The 16,612-nt window shown below is 42.2% G+C and carries 16 protein-coding genes and 1 pseudogene; 15 read left to right on the forward strand and 2 right to left on the reverse strand.

Annotated features, from left to right (window positions below):
- Positions 1–991 precede the first annotated feature (991 nt).
- From HT691_RS09530 to pflA, 12 genes and pseudogenes are all read left to right on the forward strand, one after another.
- Complete coding sequence (locus tag HT691_RS09530) at positions 992–3,022, forward strand: bacteriocin-associated integral membrane family protein (protein WP_171039232.1); 2,031 nt, start codon at positions 992–994, stop codon at positions 3,020–3,022.
- Position 3,023: 1 nt separating this feature from the next.
- Entirely contained in the window at positions 3,024–3,665 is a 642-nt protein-coding gene (locus tag HT691_RS09535; protein ID WP_000565529.1) for an ABC transporter ATP-binding protein, read from the forward strand.
- Positions 3,658–3,877 (forward strand): annotated as a pseudogene (locus HT691_RS09540) (hypothetical protein). Before HT691_RS09535 ends, HT691_RS09540 begins: the two are co-directional and overlap by 8 nt.
- Positions 3,878–4,079: 202 nt before the next feature.
- Complete coding sequence (rsmA, locus tag HT691_RS09545; RefSeq protein WP_023933306.1) at positions 4,080–4,952, forward strand: 16S rRNA (adenine(1518)-N(6)/adenine(1519)-N(6))-dimethyltransferase RsmA; 873 nt, start codon at positions 4,080–4,082, stop codon at positions 4,950–4,952.
- Position 4,953: 1 nt separating this feature from the next.
- Complete coding sequence (rsgA, locus tag HT691_RS09550; RefSeq protein WP_138704364.1) at positions 4,954–5,832, forward strand: ribosome small subunit-dependent GTPase A; 879 nt, start codon at positions 4,954–4,956, stop codon at positions 5,830–5,832.
- A gap of 10 nt (positions 5,833–5,842) precedes the next feature.
- A complete protein-coding gene (gene rpe / locus HT691_RS09555) occupies positions 5,843–6,499 on the forward strand; it encodes a ribulose-phosphate 3-epimerase (protein ID WP_138704363.1) in 657 nt (218 codons plus the stop codon).
- The gene (locus tag HT691_RS09560) at positions 6,462–7,124 is read left to right on the forward strand and encodes a thiamine diphosphokinase (protein WP_031243493.1); all 663 of its coding nucleotides are present in this window, start codon (positions 6,462–6,464) and stop codon (positions 7,122–7,124) included. The genes rpe and HT691_RS09560 overlap by 38 nt, the downstream gene beginning before the upstream one ends.
- A gap of 1 nt (position 7,125) precedes the next feature.
- A complete protein-coding gene (locus HT691_RS09565) occupies positions 7,126–8,382 on the forward strand; it encodes a DNA recombination protein RmuC (RefSeq protein ID WP_171039231.1) in 1,257 nt (418 codons plus the stop codon).
- Positions 8,372–9,316 (forward strand): 3'-5' exoribonuclease YhaM family protein, encoded by a 945-nt coding sequence (locus HT691_RS09570; protein WP_023933299.1) that lies wholly within the window; start codon positions 8,372–8,374, stop codon positions 9,314–9,316. Before HT691_RS09565 ends, HT691_RS09570 begins: the two co-directional genes overlap by 11 nt.
- Positions 9,317–9,579: 263 nt before the next feature.
- Entirely contained in the window at positions 9,580–10,407 is an 828-nt protein-coding gene (purR, locus tag HT691_RS09575) for a pur operon repressor (RefSeq protein WP_000776875.1), read from the forward strand.
- Positions 10,408–10,468: 61 nt separating this feature from the next.
- Positions 10,469–11,719, forward strand: coding sequence for a diaminopimelate decarboxylase (locus HT691_RS09580; protein WP_000856498.1), 1,251 nt, complete (start codon positions 10,469–10,471; stop codon positions 11,717–11,719).
- Positions 11,720–11,844: 125 nt separating this feature from the next.
- Complete coding sequence (gene pflA / locus HT691_RS09585; protein WP_001288274.1) at positions 11,845–12,639, forward strand: pyruvate formate-lyase-activating protein; 795 nt, start codon at positions 11,845–11,847, stop codon at positions 12,637–12,639.
- 74 nt (positions 12,640–12,713) lie between these two features.
- Here the strand turns inward: pflA and yidC are convergent, their stop codons facing one another.
- Together yidC and HT691_RS09595 are read right to left on the reverse strand one after the other, a co-directional pair.
- Complete coding sequence (gene yidC, locus HT691_RS09590) at positions 12,714–13,640, reverse strand: membrane protein insertase YidC (protein WP_138700480.1); 927 nt, start codon at positions 13,638–13,640, stop codon at positions 12,714–12,716.
- 77 nt (positions 13,641–13,717) lie between these two features.
- Entirely contained in the window at positions 13,718–13,996 is a 279-nt protein-coding gene (locus HT691_RS09595) for an acylphosphatase (protein WP_001174613.1), read from the reverse strand.
- 33 nt (positions 13,997–14,029) lie between these two features.
- Here HT691_RS09595 and HT691_RS09600 point away from each other — a divergent pair, with 33 nt between their 5' ends.
- The 3 genes from HT691_RS09600 (at position 14,030) to asnA (ending at position 16,611) form a co-directional block, all read left to right on the forward strand.
- Positions 14,030–14,770, forward strand: a complete 741-nt coding sequence (locus HT691_RS09600) for an RNA methyltransferase (protein ID WP_138702758.1) — start codon at positions 14,030–14,032, stop codon at positions 14,768–14,770.
- A gap of 54 nt (positions 14,771–14,824) precedes the next feature.
- Positions 14,825–15,508, forward strand: a complete 684-nt coding sequence (locus HT691_RS09605; protein WP_023933293.1) for a Bax inhibitor-1/YccA family protein — start codon at positions 14,825–14,827, stop codon at positions 15,506–15,508.
- 110 nt (positions 15,509–15,618) lie between these two features.
- Complete coding sequence (gene asnA, locus HT691_RS09610) at positions 15,619–16,611, forward strand: aspartate--ammonia ligase (protein ID WP_023933291.1); 993 nt, start codon at positions 15,619–15,621, stop codon at positions 16,609–16,611.
- Position 16,612 lies beyond the last annotated feature (1 nt).

The raw sequence follows: 16,612 nt of genomic DNA on the forward strand, positions 1-16,612 counted from the left end.
GTTATGACGCGCTTACGAAATAGTTAGATTTTAAGGACATTGATGTCCTTTGAGTTTATTTAAGAATAATTTATAATTAATTAAAATGTGAAAGGAGATTACAGTATGAACTTTTCTAGTTTATTTTATTTAGTTACTTGGTGGTTTAAATAAAATTCAATCTACTATAGTAAAATATCTAAAAAATTCGATTTTTTCTTTGACAACAAATAATAAAAATGATATTCTTATCATATAAGAAATCGGTTTCAAAAAAGAGAGAGGAGGATTTATTTTGTTGCTATGAAAAAATTAAAAAAATACCTTCCATTCTTTTTCTGTTTACTATACCTAATACACGGAATACTTGATTTATCAACTTTAAATATTTTAGGTGCAATCTTTAAAATTATAATTAGTACTTTGGGTATAATAGTTACATATCCGTTTTATAAAGAAGGAAACGAATAATTTAAAGAAATAATTCTGTACTCAGTCTTATTTAGTTGTTCTCATAGTAGTAGGAATAATCCGTGTTTACCATTTGCGAGTAATAAACAATAATCCTAAAAAAGTCTCTGACAACTAGTGATTGATTTTTCTCGGATTAGTTTCATACAATTGTTTATACGAATGATTGGAGATTATGTTAAATTTACTTTGTGGTATTTTGCAATCAGAGTACATCAAATAGGCACCTTTTTATGTGTCCTTCGTTTTATAATAGGGTAAGAATATTTATAAACATAGTGAAGCAATGACAAAAATGTCCTTGTTCTAGCATTGAAACAGTTCTAAAGTTCGTCTTTAGGACTGTTTTTTTAGATATAAGCTAAAAATAATATGAAAGAATTAGATTTTAAGGACATTGATGTCCTTGATAGTTCTTGAAAAAACGGATATAATATATTTGAAGATGTTGCTAGTAGAAAGAACTTAATAAACTTCTTAACATGGCGGTGACTGTGGTCACCTTCTCACTAAGTGACCAAGTAACTTTTTGGAGGAAATGATGAAACGCTTATTTATTTTGATTTCAATGGTATTGGTATCGCTTTATATGGTGATAAATTCCGTTGATCATCGAGAAGAGATTTTATTTGGTAACTATCCCTCTGTTGATGTGATGGGTACTGGGCTAGACCAATCAGTAGCTGATCGAGAAAAACTGACAGAGGCTTTGAGTCACTTGGCGGTAGAGCACAATAGTCTCATCGCTCGTCGGATTGTTGAGCCAAATGAAGCTGGAGAAACACGCTTTACCTATGCCACTTATGGTCAGGGAGAGCTTCCAGAAGGTTTGACCATTTCCTCCAAGGAGAGTGCAGAGACGAGTGATTTATTAGGGTCTTACTTGATTGTGTCAGGGAGTTTGGATGGAGTGAGCTTACAGACCGCCCTGCAAGAACTTGGTTATAATGGTGTTGTCTCGAATAGAACAGAGGCATTTTCGATGGTCGTCCTCTTGGCTGCTACCCCAATGGGGCTACTGAGTCTAGCCATTTTTCTGCTCACCTTTATGAGTCTGACCCTGATTTATCGGATCAAGTCCCTTCGTCAGGCAGGGATTCGCTTAATCGCTGGTGAGAGCTTGTTTGGGGTGGCTCTTAGACCAGTGTTAGAAGATGTGAGACAGCTTATCTGCTCAGTGCTGGTATCCAGTCTTTTGGGATTGGGGATTCTCTGGTATCAAGGTGCCTTGTTTATGGCAACGGTGCAACTGGTCATCATTGCTCTTCTACTTTATGGATTGACCCTGGCAGGGATTTCTACCTTACTAAGTGTCGTCTATCTACTTGGTTTACAGGAAAATAGTCTGGTGGATCTATTGAAAGGGAAACTCCCTCTCAAACGTATGATGACATTGATGATGGTGGGGCAACTCTTAGCTGTATTGGTGGTCGGATCGAGTGCGACAGCTCTCCTACCCCACTACCGTGAAATGCAGGAGATGGAGAAGGCAAGCGATAAATGGAGTCAGTCCTCAGACCGTTACCGTCTATCCTTTGGTTGGTCTAGTGCATTTGCCGATGAAGAAGGAATGCGTAAGGATAATCGTGAGTGGCAGACATTTACTGAAGAACGGTTAGCCAATACAGACTCTTTTTATATTATGAGCAATGTTGACAATTTCTCAGATGGAGCAGAAGTGGACCTAGATGGCAATCGTCTCAGTGACTACACACCGTCAGGGAATGTTATCTATGTCTCACCGCGCTATCTGATAGAAGAAAAGATTACCGTTTCTTCAGAGTTTATGGACAAGATGCAAAACTTGTCTGAGGGAGAGTTTGGGTTGATTTTGCCTGAGAGCTTGCGAGAGCAGTCTGCCTACTATCAAGGATTGTTTACAGATTACCTGCAAAGATTTTCATCTGAAAGTGTAGAGGCGACGAGTCAGAAACACTACCTTCCACAGTTAAGGCTAGCTTTTACAGAAACAGGACAGGAACGTTTCCTCTATAATGATGGGTACAAGACAACACGTCAGTACCTAAAAAATCCGATTATTGTAGTTCTAACGCCGCAAGCGACTGGAACAAGACCTGTTGCAGGGATGTTGTGGGGAACTACGGCTAATAGTGCCTTGAAACTAGATCGATATGGAGACAGCATCACAGCTCTAAAAGAGCAAGGTCTATATCACAAGGTTTCTTACTTGGTAAAAAGCCAGCTATTTTTTGCCAAGGTACTAAATGACAAACGGGTGGAGTTTTACTCTCTCCTTATTGGGACGATTTTGACCCTGTCTACGGCTATCTTGTTATTTGATTCCATGAATCTTCTCTATTTTGAGCAGTTCAGACGGGAGCTTATGATTAAACGTCTTGCTGGTATGACAATCTATGAGCTTCATGGCAAGTACTTACTGGCGCAAGGAGGAGTTCTCTTGCTTGGCCTAATCCTATCTAGTGTTTTGACAGGAGATAGCTTGATTAGCGCTCTAGTTGTAGCTTTATTTACGCTTAACACTCTGTTGATTTTAGTAAGGCAGGACAAAAAAGAAGAAGCTGGTAGCATGGCAGTATTGAAAGGAAAATAAGATGATTGATATTCAAGGATTGGAAAAGAAATTTAATGACCGCGCGATTTTCTCTGGTTTGAATCTCAAGCTGGAGAAGGGCAAGGTCTATGCCTTAATCGGGAAGAGTGGGAGCGGAAAGACGACGCTGCTGAATATCTTAGGAAAGCTAGAAAAGATAGATGGAGGAAGGGTTCTCTATCAGGGGAAAGATTTAAAAACCATTCCCACTCGTGAGTATTTTCGAGACCAGATGGGCTATCTCTTTCAAAATTTTGGCCTCTTAGAAAACCAATCAATCAAAGAGAATTTGGATTTGGGCTTTGTCGGTCAGAAAATTTCAAAAGTCGAACGTTTGGAAAGGCAAGTGGAGGCTTTAGAAAAAGTTAATCTAGGGTATTTGGATTTAGAACAAAAAATTTATACTTTATCTGGGGGAGAGGCTCAACGAGTTGCCCTTGCGAAGACTATTTTGAAAAATCCACCCTTGATTTTGGCAGATGAACCAACAGCAGCTCTTGATCCTGAAAATTCAGAGGAGGTTATGAATCTCTTGGTGGGATTGAAAGATGAAAATCGAATGATCATCATTGCGACCCATAATCCCCTAGTCTGGAATAAGGCCGATGAAATTATTGATATGAGGGAGCTTGCTCATGTGTGAAAAAATCCGTATTCGCAGGGTATCTGATTATCCGAGTGAATGGCTATTTGCTTGATTTTGCTAGCATTGAAGGTCAAAAGCAAAAGCATTATCGTTTGAAAAATTTACCTCAAACGGTTGAACTGACAGTGGATGATGTGGAGGAGGATGTAGATTTGACCCTACCTGAAAATCGAAGTTATCAAGAAGCTGATTTTTTTGATACTCAATGAAAATCAAANNGCTGACGTGGTTTGAATTTGATTTTCGAAGAGTATGAACGGATGTTTCGCGAGAGCCGCTAAGTCCCCCTTTAAAGATTTCCAAAACTATCTTTCTTCATGAGGAAAGATAGTTTTTTGGTATGATTTTCACTCCCAAAATACAAGGGGAATATGTTACAATAGTAGTAACAGATAATAGAAAAGAGAATAGATGAGAATTGCAGATTATAGCGTGACCAAGGCAGTGCTGGAGCGTCACGGTTTTACATTTAAAAAATCCTTCGGACAAAACTTCTTGACGGATACCAATATTCTACAAAAAATTGTGGATACGGCTGAGATTGATGGTCAGGTTAATGTCATCGAAATCGGGCCAGGGATTGGTGCCTTGACGGAGTTTCTGGCTGAGCGTGCGGCAGAGGTCATGGCTTTTGAAATTGACCATCGTTTGGTGCCGATTTTGGCAGATACCTTGCGTGATTTTGATAATGTGACCGTGGTCAACGAGGACATTCTCAAGGTCGATTTGGCGCAACATATCCAGAATTTTAAAAATCCTGATTTGCCGATTAAGGTAGTAGCTAACTTGCCTTATTACATCACGACACCTATTCTCATGCACTTGATCGAGAGTGGGATTCCTTTTAGTGAGTTTGTGGTCATGATGCAGAAAGAAGTAGCGGACCGCATTTCAGCCCAGCCTAACACCAAGGCTTACGGTAGCTTGTCTATCGCCGTGCAGTATTACATGACAGCCAAGGTTGCCTTTATCGTGCCTCGTACGGTCTTTGTGCCAGCGCCAAATGTGGATTCAGCCATCTTGAAAATGGTGCGCCGTCCAGAGCCAGCTGTAGCAGTAGAAGATGAGAACTTCTTCTTTAAGGTGTCCAAAGCTAGTTTCACTCATCGTCGTAAGACCTTGTGGAATAACTTGACAGGTTACTTTGGCAAGACTGAGGAAGTTAAGGACAAGCTGACCAAGGCTTTGGATCAAGCAGGCTTGTCACCAAGTGTGCGTGGGGAAGCTCTCAGCTTGGCAGAATTTGCCAGCCTAGCAGATGCGCTTAAAGGACAAGGACTCTAAGATGCAGGGACAAATCATTAAAGCCTTGGCGGGGTTCTACTATGTAGAGAGTGATGGTCAGGTTTATCAAACACGAGCGCGTGGAAATTTCCGTAAAAAAGGGCATATACCCTATGTTGGGGACTGGGTAGATTTCTCTGCCGAGGAAAATTCAGAAGGCTATATTCTCAAGATTCACGAACGGAAAAACAGTCTGGTCCGTCCGCCTATTGTCAATATTGACCAGGCTGTGGTGATCATGTCCGTCAAGGAACCTGATTTTAACAGCAATTTACTGGATCGCTTCTTGGTTCTTTTGGAGCACAAGGGCATCCATCCCATCGTCTATATTTCCAAAATGGATTTGCTGGAAGATCGGTCAGAATTGGATTTTTACCAGCAAACCTATGGTGACATCGGCTATGATTTTGTGACCAGTAAGGAGGAACTTTTGCCCTTGTTAACAGGCAAGGTTACAGTCTTTATGGGACAGACAGGTGTTGGGAAATCAACTCTTCTCAATAAAATCGCACCGGACCTTAATCTTGAAACGGGAGAAATCTCAGACAGTCTGGGGCGTGGGCGCCATACCACTAGAGCTGTTAGTTTTTACAACCTCAATAGGGGTAAAATCGCAGATACACCGGGATTTTCATCTCTGGATTATGAAGTGTCAACAGCAGAAGATCTCAATCAGGCTTTCCCAGAGATTGCTACTGTTAGCCGAGACTGCAAATTCCGTACTTGTACACATACCCATGAGCCGTCGTGTGCGGTTAAGCCAGCTGTAGAAGAGGGTACCATTGCAACCTTCCGTTTTGAAAATTATCTGCAATTCCTTAGCGAAATTGAAAATCGTAGAGAAACCTATAAAAAAGTCAGCAAAAAAATTCCAAAATAAGGAGAAACCTATGTCTCAATACAAGATTGCTCCGTCAATTCTGGCAGCAGATTATGCCAACTTTGAACGTGAAATTAAACGCCTAGAAGCAACTGGGGCAGAGTATGCCCATATCGATATTATGGATGGTCATTTTGTACCGCAAATCAGTTTTGGTGCAGGTGTGGTCGAAGCTCTTCGCCCTCATAGCAAGATGGTCTTTGACTGCCACTTGATGGTGTCAAACCCTGAGCATCATTTAGAAGACTTTGCGCGTGCAGGTGCGGATATCATCAGTATCCATGTAGAAGCGACACCTCATATTCATGGCGCCCTCCAAAAAATTCGTTCACTCGGAGTTAAACCTTCAGTCGTTATCAATCCTGGCACACCAGTTGAAGCCATCAAGCACGTCCTTCATCTAGTTGACCAAGTTTTAGTCATGACAGTTAACCCAGGCTTCGGTGGGCAAGCTTTTCTACCTGAAACCATGGATAAGGTTCGTGAGTTGGTTGCTCTTCGTCAGGAAAAAGGTTTGAAATTTGAGATTGAAGTGGATGGTGGGATTGATGACCAAACTATTGCTCAAGCTAAAGAAGCTGGTGCGACCGTTTTTGTAGCAGGTTCCTATGTCTTTAAGGGAGATGTCAATGAGCGAGTACAAACTCTCAGAAAACAACTGGACTAGGGTTGCCGTTTTTGCCGGTGGAGACCGCGGACATTATCGGACGGACTTTGATAGTTTTGTCGGTGTGGATCGCGGCTCGCTCTGGGTCTTGGAAGAAGACTTGCCTCTTACTCTAGCAGTTGGAGATTTTGATTCTGTCACTGCAGAAGAGCGACAGGTGATTCAAAAATGTGCCCAGCATTTTGTCCAAGCCCGACCAGAAAAGGATGATACAGATCTGGAATTGGCTCTCTTGACTATTTTTGAGAAAAATCCTCAGGCTCAGGTCACTATTTTCGGTGCTTTGGGTGGTCGTATCGACCATATGCTGGCCAATGTTTTTCTTCCTAGCAATCCCAAATTAGCACCCTTTATGCGCCAGATAGAAATTGAGGATGGGCAAAACTTGATTGCCTATTGTCCAGAAGGGACCAGTCAGCTAGAACCCCGCTCGGACTATGACTATCTAGCCTTTATGCCAGTTCGGGATAGCCAGCTGACCATTCTCGGAGCCAAGTATGAGTTGACAGAGGAAAATTTTTTCTTTAAAAAAGTGTACGCTTCTAACGAATATATAGATAGGGAAGTTTCGGTGACTTGCCCAGATGGCTATGTGGTCGTGCTGCATAGTAAGGACAGGAGGTAGGATGGAAAGTTTACTTGTTCTATTATTGATTGCCAACCTAGCTGGCCTCTTTCTGATTTGGCAAAGACAAGATAAGCAGGAAAAACATCTCAGCAAGAGCTTGGAGGATCAGGCAGATCACTTGTCAGACCAGTTGGATTACCGTTTTGAACAAGCCAGACAAGCCAGGCAGTTAGATCAAAAAGACTTGGAAGTAGCTGTCAGCGACCGTTTGCAAGAAGTGCGAATCGAATTGTACCAAGGTCTGACTCAGGTCCGTCAAGAAATGACAGATAATCTCCTCCAAACCAGAGACAAGACCGACCAACGTCTCCAAGCCTTGCAGGAATCAAATGAGCAACGTTTGGAACAAATGCGCCAGACAGTCGAGGAAAAGTTAGAAAAGACCTTGCAGACACGCTTACAGGCCTCCTTTGAGACAGTTTCCAAACAACTGGAGTCTGTCAATCGTGGCCTTGGAGCAATGCAGACAGTTGCCCGTGATGTCGGCGCCCTCAACAAGGTTCTCTCTGGAACCAAGACGAGAGGGATTCTGGGAGAATTGCAACTGGGGCAAATCATCGAAGACATCATGACCCCTGCCCAGTATGAACGAGAATATGCAACGGTTGAAAACTCCAGTGAACGAGTGGAGTATGCCATTAAGTTACCTGGACAGGGTGATCAGGAATATGTATACCTACCGATTGACTCCAAGTTTCCTTTGGCTGATTATTACCGCTTGGAAGAAGCCTATGAAGCAGGTGATAGGGACGAGATTGAACGCTGTCGTAAATCGCTTTTAGCAAGCGTCAAGCGCTTTGCCAAGGATATCAAGAGCAAGTACATAGCACCGCCTCGGACGACCAATTTTGGAGTCTTGTTTGTTCCGACAGAAGGTCTCTACTCAGAAATCGTCCGCAATCCTATCTTCTTTGATGATTTGAGACGGGAAGAACAGATTATTGTTGCAGGTCCAAGTACCCTATCAGCCCTTCTTAACTCCCTATCAGTTGGATTCAAAACTCTCAATATCCAAAAGAGTGCCGACCATATCAGTAAGACTCTTGCCAGTGTCAAGACCGAGTTTGGCAAGTTTGGTGGTATTCTGGTAAAGGCACAAAAACATCTCCAACATGCCTCTGGCAATATTGATGAATTATTAAACCGTCGTACCACAGCTATCGAGCGGACGCTCCGTCACATTGAGTTGTCAGAAGGTGAGCCTGCGCTTGATCTACTCCATTTCCAAGAAAATGAGGAAGAATATGAAGATTAGTCACATGAAAAAAGATGAGCTGTTTGAAGGTTTTTACTTAATCAAATCAGCTGACCTGAGGCAAACTCGAGCTGGGAAAAACTACCTAGCCTTTACCTTCCAAGATGATAGTGGCGAGATTGAGGGGAAGCTCTGGGATGCCCAACCTCATAACATTGATGCCTTTACCGCAGGTAGGGTTGTCTACATGAAAGGGCGCCGAGAAGTTTATAACAACACTCCACAGGTCAATCAAATCACTCTCCGCCTGCCGCAAGCTGGTGAACCCAATGACCCAGCTGATTTCAAGGTCAAGCCACCGGTTGATATCAAGGAAATTCGTGACTACATGTCGCAAATGATTTTCAAAATTGAAAATCCTGTCTGGCAACGGATTGTCCGAAATCTCTACACCAAGTATGATAAGGAATTCTACTCCTATCCAGCAGCCAAGACCAACCACCATGCCTTTGAAACAGGCTTGGCCTATCATACGGCGACCATGGTGCGCTTGGCAGATGCCATTAGCAATATTTATCCTCGGCTCAATAAGAGCCTGCTCTATGCGGGAATTATGCTGCATGACTTGGCCAAAGTTATCGAGTTGACGGGACCAGAACAGACTGAGTATACAGTGCGAGGCAATCTTCTTGGACATATCGCTCTCATTGATAGCGAAATTACCAAGACGGTTATGGAGCTCGGCATCGATGATACCAAGGAAGAAGTCGTTTTGCTTCGTCACGTCATCCTCAGTCACCACGGCTTACTTGAGTATGGAAGCCCAGTCCGTCCACGCATTATGGAAGCAGAGATTATTCATATGATTGACAATCTGGATGCCAGCATGATGATGATGTCAACAGCTCTGGCTTTGGTGGATAAAGGAGAGATGACCAATAAAATCTTCGCTATGGACAATCGTTCCTTCTATAAACCAGGTTTAGATTTATAATTTAAGAAAAATGAACATTTTTTAGAATAAGAATGTTCGTTTTTTTCTGTGAATATGGTATAATAAGTAAAAGACAAAAATGAATACTCTTCGAAAATCTCTTCAAACTAGGGTAGTATCGCCTTGTCGTATGTATATATGCAGGTATATTACAGACTTTGTCAGTTCTATCGACAATCTCAAAACAGTGTTTTGAACCACCAGTGACCAGCTTTCTAGTTTGCTTTTTGATTTTTTGAATAAAAATGGAATAGGAAATAGAAATGAAATTAAGAAGAAGTGATCGGATGGTTGTCATTTCCAACTATTTGATTAATCATCCTTATAAACTAACTAGTCTCAATACTTTTGCTGAAAAGTATGAATCTGCTAAATCATCCATCTCAGAAGATATCGTCATTATCAAACGCGCCTTTGAGGAAATCGAAATCGGTCACCTCCAGACTGTGACTGGGGCTGGCGGAGGTGTTATCTTTACACCATCAATCTCAAACCATGATGCTAAGGAAATGGTTGAAGACTTGCGTGCCAAGTTGTCAGAAAGTGACCGTATCTTGCCAGGTGGCTACATCTACCTGTCTGATTTACTTAGCACACCAGCCATCTTGAAAAATATTGGTCGCATTATTGCCAAGAGCTTTATGGATCAAAAAATTGACGCGGTTATGACAGTAGCAACCAAGGGTGTGCCACTTGCAAATGCAGTTGCCAATGTCCTCAATGTCCCTTTTGTCATTGTGCGCCGTGACCTGAAAATTACCGAAGGTTCAACGGTTAGCGTCAACTATGTATCCGGTTCAAGTGGTGACCGTATCGAGAAAATGTTCCTTTCAAAACGGAGTCTCAAGGCAGGTAGCCGTGTCTTGATTGTGGATGATTTCTTGAAAGGCGGCGGAACTGTCAATGGGATGATTAGTCTCTTGCGCGAATTCGACTCAGAATTGGCAGGTGTAGCGGTCTTTGCGGACAATGCCCAAGAAGAACGTGAAAAGCAGTTTGACTACAAGTCACTCTTGAAGGTAACCAATATTGATGTCAAGAACCAAGCCATCGATGTTGAGATTGGTAATATTTTTGACACAGAAGAATAAAGGATAAAGGTTGGAACGGTTGTCCCAGCCTTTCTTTGCAAATAGAATTAGAAGGAAACTTATGAAAACACCATTTATTAATAAAGAAGACTTAGAAGCGATTGTAGCCGAGTTCCCAACTCCCTTTCACTTATATGATGAGAAGGGAATTCGTGAGAAGGCAAGAGCCGTCAACCAAGCCTTTTCGTGGAACAAGGGCTTTAAGGAATATTTTGCAGTTAAGGCTACTCCAACCCCAGCTATTTTGAAAATTCTCCAAGAGGAAGGCTGTGGTGTGGACTGCTCTAGTTACGTAGAGCTTTTGATGAGCCATAAACTGGATTTCCCTGGTTCTGAGATTATGTTCTCTTCAAACAATACGCCAGATAAGGAATATGCCTATGCGCGTGAATTAGGTGCGATCATTAACTTGGATGCCTTTGAAGATATTGAACATTTGGAGCGAGCAGCAGGCATTCCAGAAATCATCTCATGTCGTTATAATCCTGGAGGCGTTTTTGAACTGGGGACAGACATTATGGATAATCCTGGGGAGGCTAAGTTTGGTATGACCAAGGATCAACTCTTTGAATCCTTTGCCATCTTGAAGGAAAAAGGAGCCAAGACTTTTGGGATTCACTCCTTTCTAGCATCCAATACTGTCACCCATCTCTATTATCCAGAGTTGGCGCGTCAGCTTTTTGAATTGGCTGTTGAAATCAAGGAAAAGCTGGGTATTTCACTAGACTTTATCAATCTTTCCGGGGGTATTGGAGTCAACTATCGTCCTGAGCAGGAGCCAAATGATATCGCCTTGATTGGTGAGGGAGTTCGTAAGGTGTATGAAGAGGTTCTTACGCCAGCAGGTCTTGGTCAGGTCAAGATTTTCACCGAATTGGGTCGTTTTATGCTGGCACCTCACGGTGCTTTAGTCACAAGAGTCACTCATAAGAAGAAAACCTACCGTACCTATCTAGGTGTGGATGCATCAGCAGTCAACCTCATGCGTCCAGCTATGTACGGAGCCTATCACCATATTAGCAACATGACTCATCCAGATGGATCAGCTGAAGTGGTAGATGTGGTTGGTTCACTCTGTGAAAACAATGATAAATTTGCAGTCAATCGCGAACTGCCTTATACAGAAATCGGTGATTTGCTGGTCATTCATGATACAGGTGCCCACGGTTTTTCAATGGGCTACCAGTACAATGCCAAACTTCGTTCTGCGGAAATCCTTTATACTGAAGAAGGCAAAGCCCGTCAAATCCGCCGTGCAGAGCGCCCTGAAGACTATTTTGCAACCTTGTATGGTTTTGATTTTGAAGAATAATCTGAGAATAGATTGAAAATGAAATTGAAAAACAGATTGCTTTCTAAAAAATAGGTAAAAATCTTGTTTTTCCTTCAAGTCGTGATATAATAAAACTATAAAACGTTTTCAAGGAAGGTAACGATATGTCTGAAGAAACAATTGATTATGGACAAGTGACAGGAATGGTGCATTCGACAGAAAGTTTTGGGGCGGTAGATGGCCCTGGTATTCGCTTTATTGTCTTTTTACAGGGCTGTCACATGCGTTGCCAGTATTGCCATAACCCAGATACTTGGGCTATGGAGTCCAATAAATCACGTGAACGGACGGTAGATGATGTCTTGACAGAAGCCTTGCGCTACCGTGGTTTCTGGGGAAATAAGGGCGGGATTACAGTCAGCGGAGGAGAAGCACTCTTGCAGATTGATTTCCTGATTGCCCTTTTCACCAAGGCTAAGGAACAAGGAATCCACTGTACCTTGGACACCTGTGCCCTTCCTTTCCGTAATAAACCACGTTACCTTGAAAAGTTTGACAAACTCATGGCTGTCACTGACTTGGTTCTCTTAGATATCAAGGAAATCAACGAAGAACAGCACAAGATTGTTACTAGCCAAACCAATAAAAATATCTTGGCCTGTGCCCAGTATCTATCAGATATTGGAAAACCTGTCTGGATTCGCCACGTGCTAGTTCCAGGATTGACAGACAGAGACGATGACTTGATTGAACTTGGTAAGTTCGTCAAGACTCTTAAAAATGTGGATAAGTTTGAAATTCTGCCTTATCACACCATGGGTGAGTTTAAATGGCGTGAATTGGGAATTCCCTATTCCCTCGAAGGGGTTAAACCACCAACAGCAGACCGCGTTAAGAACGCTAAACAACTCATGGATACCGAAAGTTACCAAGACTATACGAAACGTGTACATGGATAGAAAAGAAGCCTGATGGAAACATCGGGCTTTTGACTTGCAAAAAGACTTAGCAAATCAGCTAAGCCTTTTTCTTCTTATCTCGAACGTTGTTTTCCAGCGTTGCGATTTTTGTGTTTTTTCTGGCTTGTGATAGCAGTTGGTTGTTCAGGGGTAACGTCTTTTCGTCCACTTGGTTTAGAGAAAGCACTTGCTTTTGGTGGGTTCTTGGCTAGTTCTTCACGGACTTTTTTGCGAAGTTTTGGACGAACGATATAGTTGACGATAAACTGTTGGAGAATCATCATGAAACCACCGACAACCCAGTAAAGTGTGACACTAGCTGGTGAGAAGAGGGAGAAGACGACGATCATGAGTGGGCTCATGTAAATCATTTTCTTGATTTGTTCTCTTTGCATTTCATCTTCTACTCCGTGAAGTGAAAGGAGCGATTGAAGATAGTAAAGGACACCAGCACAGGCAACCAAAATCATACTTGGAGAACCTAGAGGAATGCCTAGGTAGCTTGCTTGAGCAACCCCTTCAGTATGTTGGGCAGCAAAGTAGATAGCAGAGAAGAAAGGCATTTGAAGGAGGATAGGGAAACATCCTACACCACCAAACATGCTGATGCCGTGCTCTTTTTGAGCGGCAAAGAGGGCTTGTTGGGCTTCGAGTTTTTCTTCTTGAGTAGTTGCTTCTTTGAGACGTGTTTGGTGTGGCTCAAGGACATGCTTGAGAGCGTTCATCTTTTCAGAGTGAAGCGTTGCCTTCCATGATTGGTAGATACCAAGTGGCAAGATAATCAAGCGCACGATAATGGTTACGATAATGATAGCGACACCAAAGCCTAGACCTTTATCATTGGCGAAGTACTTGATAGCTTCAGCCATAGGCGCTCCGAAAGTATTCCAAATAAATCCTGTTGGCTGACCTGTGGTTTTGTCGACATTGACACAGCCAGTTAAGACTAGCAACATAGCCACTCCCATAGCCGAGAATGCAAAACGTTTAATAGATTTCACTGTTTTTATTCCTTCTTTAAAAATTATACCTTTCTATTCTACTGTTTTTTTACAAAATATACAATAGTTCTGGAGACCTAATTTGCGATTTTAAAGTCAGAGTAGGGAGGAAAGTTGCTTAGTTTGACATCTAAGTAGCTTACTTTTGAAAAAGGTGTCGGTCCTTTTCGGATTTCTTGGATAAATTTTGCCATGATAGCAGATGAGTCTGCTTGGGCTAAGATTTCCACTGTGCCATCGTCGTTATTCCATACCCGACCTGTGATGCCACCGATTTCAAGGGCCAGGCTATAAACACCCCAACGAAAGCCGACTCCCTGCACCCTACCTTGGGCAATCATTCTAACCTTTTGCATACCAAACCCCTTTGATTGTGTTATAATATTTCTATGACTATTATAACCTCAAAAGCCAATTCTGTGGTAAAAAATGCTAAGAAATTACACCAAAAAAAATACCGCAAGTCTGCCTATTTGATTGAAGGCTGGCACTTGTTTGAAGAAGCTGTCCAAGCTGGAGTGACGATTGAGAAAATCTTTGCCCTAGAAAGTTACCGAAATCAGTTAGCTGCTTTTCCGCAAACTATCTGGGTGTCAGAGGATATTTTACTAGATTTGGCGGATTCTCAGACTCCACAGGGAATCGTTGCGGTGGTTCAAAAAGAAGAAGTAGGACAAGCTGACTTTAGTCAGGGCAAGTTCTTGTTTTTGGAAGATGTGCAAGATCCTGGTAATGTAGGAACCATCATTCGAACTGCGGATGCAGCAGGCTTTACAGGAGTGATTGTTTCAGATAAATCGGCAGATATCTACAGTCTCAAGACCTTACGTTCCATGCAAGGCAGTCATTTTCATCTGCCTATTTACCGGATGACTAGCCAAGCGCTCCTTAAGGAAACCAAAGAGGCAGCTATCCCTGTGCTAGCTACAACCCTATCTAAAGATTCTGTTGATTACAGAGAACTGCCTCCTATAGAAAATTTTGTACTAGTCATGGGAAATGAGGGCCAAGGAATTAGTCCCTTTATGGCTGAAAGTGCAGACCAGTTGGTCCATATTAGCATGAAGGGGCAGGCGGAGAGTTTGAATGTTGCCATTGCAGCTGGTATTTTGATTTTCCATTTAAGCTAATTTTAACTTTTTTTGTTATAATCAAGGAAAGATGTTCATAGAAAAGGAGAAAAGATGAATCACACTATTATACATGACCGTGTAGGTCTCAATCAATTTTACGCTAAGGTATATGCCTTTGTTGGTCTGGGAATCGGACTATCTGCTTTGGTATCAGGCCTTATGTTGACGGTCTTTCAGTCTCAGTTGCTTTACTTTTTGATGCAGGGGCGTCTCTGGTTGACCATTGCTACTTTTGCGGAGTTGGCCTTGGTTTTCGTTGCCAGTAGCATGGCTTCAAGAAATAGTCCAGCTGCTCTTCCAGTATTTTTGCTATACTCTGTTTTAAACGGTTTTACCCTTAGTTTTGTGGTAGCCTTCTATACTCCGGGTACAGTTTTATCTGCCTTTGTATCGAGCGCCCTTCTCTTCTTTGTCATGGCTGCAGTTGGTATCTTCACCAAGAAAGATTTGAGCGGTCTTGGTCGAGCTATGATGGCGGCTCTGATCGGTTTGATTATTGCTATGATAGTCAATATTTTCTTGTCTAGTGGTTTCTTTGATTATATGATTAGCGTAGCCATGGTCTTGGTTTTCTCAGGACTGATTGCTTGGGATAACCAAAAAATTCGCCTTGTCTATGAACAATCGCAAGGTCGTGTAGCGACAGGCTGGGTGGTGTCAATGGCTCTCAGTATCTATCTTGATTTTATCAATCTCTTCCTAAGTATTTTACGTATCTTTGGTCGTAATGATTAAAAGGTCTATAAAATCAGTGTTTTGAGTGACACTGATTTTTTTAAATTTTCTCTTTTCTTTTCTTGGAAATAGGTGTATAATGTTTTTAACTAATTTTTGAGGAGTAGCCTATGAAGAAAAATTTTATCCACCAACAAGAAGAAATTTCCTTTGTCAAAAATACTTTTACCCAGTATTTGAAAGATAAGTTAGAAGTTGTCGAAGTTCAAGGTCCTATCTTGAGTAGGGTCGGTGATGGGATGCAGGACAACTTATCAGGTGTGGAGAATGCCGTATCGGTCAAGGTTCTCCAAATCCCTGATGCTACTTATGAAGTGGTGCACTCCCTTGCTAAATGGAAACGCCACACCTTGGCTCGTTTTGGCTTTGGTGAAGGAGAGGGTCTCTTTGTCCACATGAAAGCCCTTCGTCCAGATGAGGATTCCTTGGATGCAACCCACTCTGTTTATGTTGACCAGTGGGACTGGGAGAAGGTTATCCCAAATGGACAACGAAACATTGCCTACCTAAAAGAAACAGTTGAGAAGATTTACAAGGCTATTCGCCTGACTGAGCTAGCTGTTGAAGCCCGTTATGACATCGAGTCTATCTTGCCAAAACAAATCACCTTTATTCATACAGAAGAATTGGTAGAACGCTACCCAGACTTGACACCGAAAGAACGTGAAAATGCGATTTGTAAAGAATTTGGAGCCGTCTTTTTGATTGGTATCGGTGGCGAGTTGCCAGATGGTAAACCGCACGATGGACGTGCACCAGACTATGATGACTGGACAAGCGAGTCTGAAAATGGCTACAAGGGTCTAAATGGTGATATTCTTGTCTGGAATGAATCTCTGGGTGGAGCCTTTGAGTTGTCTTCTATGGGGATTCGTGTAGATGAAGAAACCCTTCGCCGTCAGGTTGCCATCACAGGTGATGAAGACCGCTTGGAATTGGAATGGCACAAGGCTCTATTGAATGGCCTATTCCCATTGACAATCGGTGGAGGAATTGGACAATCTCGTATGGCCATGTTCCTACTTCGCAAGAGACACATCGGAGAAGTGCAAACAAGTGTTTGGCCTCAAGAAGTCCGCGATACTTACGAAAATATTTTGTAGA

Origin of the sequence: Streptococcus sp. 477 (assembly GCF_013277295.1) — a bacterium.
GTDB lineage: Bacteria > Bacillota > Bacilli > Lactobacillales > Streptococcaceae > Streptococcus > Streptococcus pseudopneumoniae.

Excerpts from the sequence above, each read along its gene's own strand:
- HT691_RS09600 (WP_138702758.1), top strand. The coding sequence starts at position 14,030 with ATGACTATTATAACCTCAAAAGCCAATTCTGTGGTAAAAAATGCTAAG.
- rsmA (WP_023933306.1), top strand. The coding sequence starts at position 4,080 with ATGAGAATTGCAGATTATAGCGTGACCAAGGCAGTGCTGGAGCGTCAC.
- HT691_RS09595 (WP_001174613.1), bottom strand. The coding sequence starts at position 13,996 with ATGCAAAAGGTTAGAATGATTGCCCAAGGTAGGGTGCAGGGAGTCGGC.
- pflA (WP_001288274.1), top strand. The coding sequence starts at position 11,845 with ATGTCTGAAGAAACAATTGATTATGGACAAGTGACAGGAATGGTGCAT.
- HT691_RS09570 (WP_023933299.1), top strand. The coding sequence starts at position 8,372 with ATGAAGATTAGTCACATGAAAAAAGATGAGCTGTTTGAAGGTTTTTAC.
- HT691_RS09560 (WP_031243493.1), top strand. The coding sequence starts at position 6,462 with ATGAGCGAGTACAAACTCTCAGAAAACAACTGGACTAGGGTTGCCGTT.
- rpe (WP_138704363.1), top strand. The coding sequence starts at position 5,843 with ATGTCTCAATACAAGATTGCTCCGTCAATTCTGGCAGCAGATTATGCC.
- HT691_RS09565 (WP_171039231.1), top strand. The coding sequence starts at position 7,126 with ATGGAAAGTTTACTTGTTCTATTATTGATTGCCAACCTAGCTGGCCTC.
- purR (WP_000776875.1), top strand. The coding sequence starts at position 9,580 with ATGAAATTAAGAAGAAGTGATCGGATGGTTGTCATTTCCAACTATTTG.
- HT691_RS09530 (WP_171039232.1), top strand. The coding sequence starts at position 992 with ATGAAACGCTTATTTATTTTGATTTCAATGGTATTGGTATCGCTTTAT.
- HT691_RS09580 (WP_000856498.1), top strand. The coding sequence starts at position 10,469 with ATGAAAACACCATTTATTAATAAAGAAGACTTAGAAGCGATTGTAGCC.
- HT691_RS09605 (WP_023933293.1), top strand. The coding sequence starts at position 14,825 with ATGAATCACACTATTATACATGACCGTGTAGGTCTCAATCAATTTTAC.
- HT691_RS09535 (WP_000565529.1), top strand. The coding sequence starts at position 3,024 with ATGATTGATATTCAAGGATTGGAAAAGAAATTTAATGACCGCGCGATT.
- asnA (WP_023933291.1), top strand. The coding sequence starts at position 15,619 with ATGAAGAAAAATTTTATCCACCAACAAGAAGAAATTTCCTTTGTCAAA.
- rsgA (WP_138704364.1), top strand. The coding sequence starts at position 4,954 with ATGCAGGGACAAATCATTAAAGCCTTGGCGGGGTTCTACTATGTAGAG.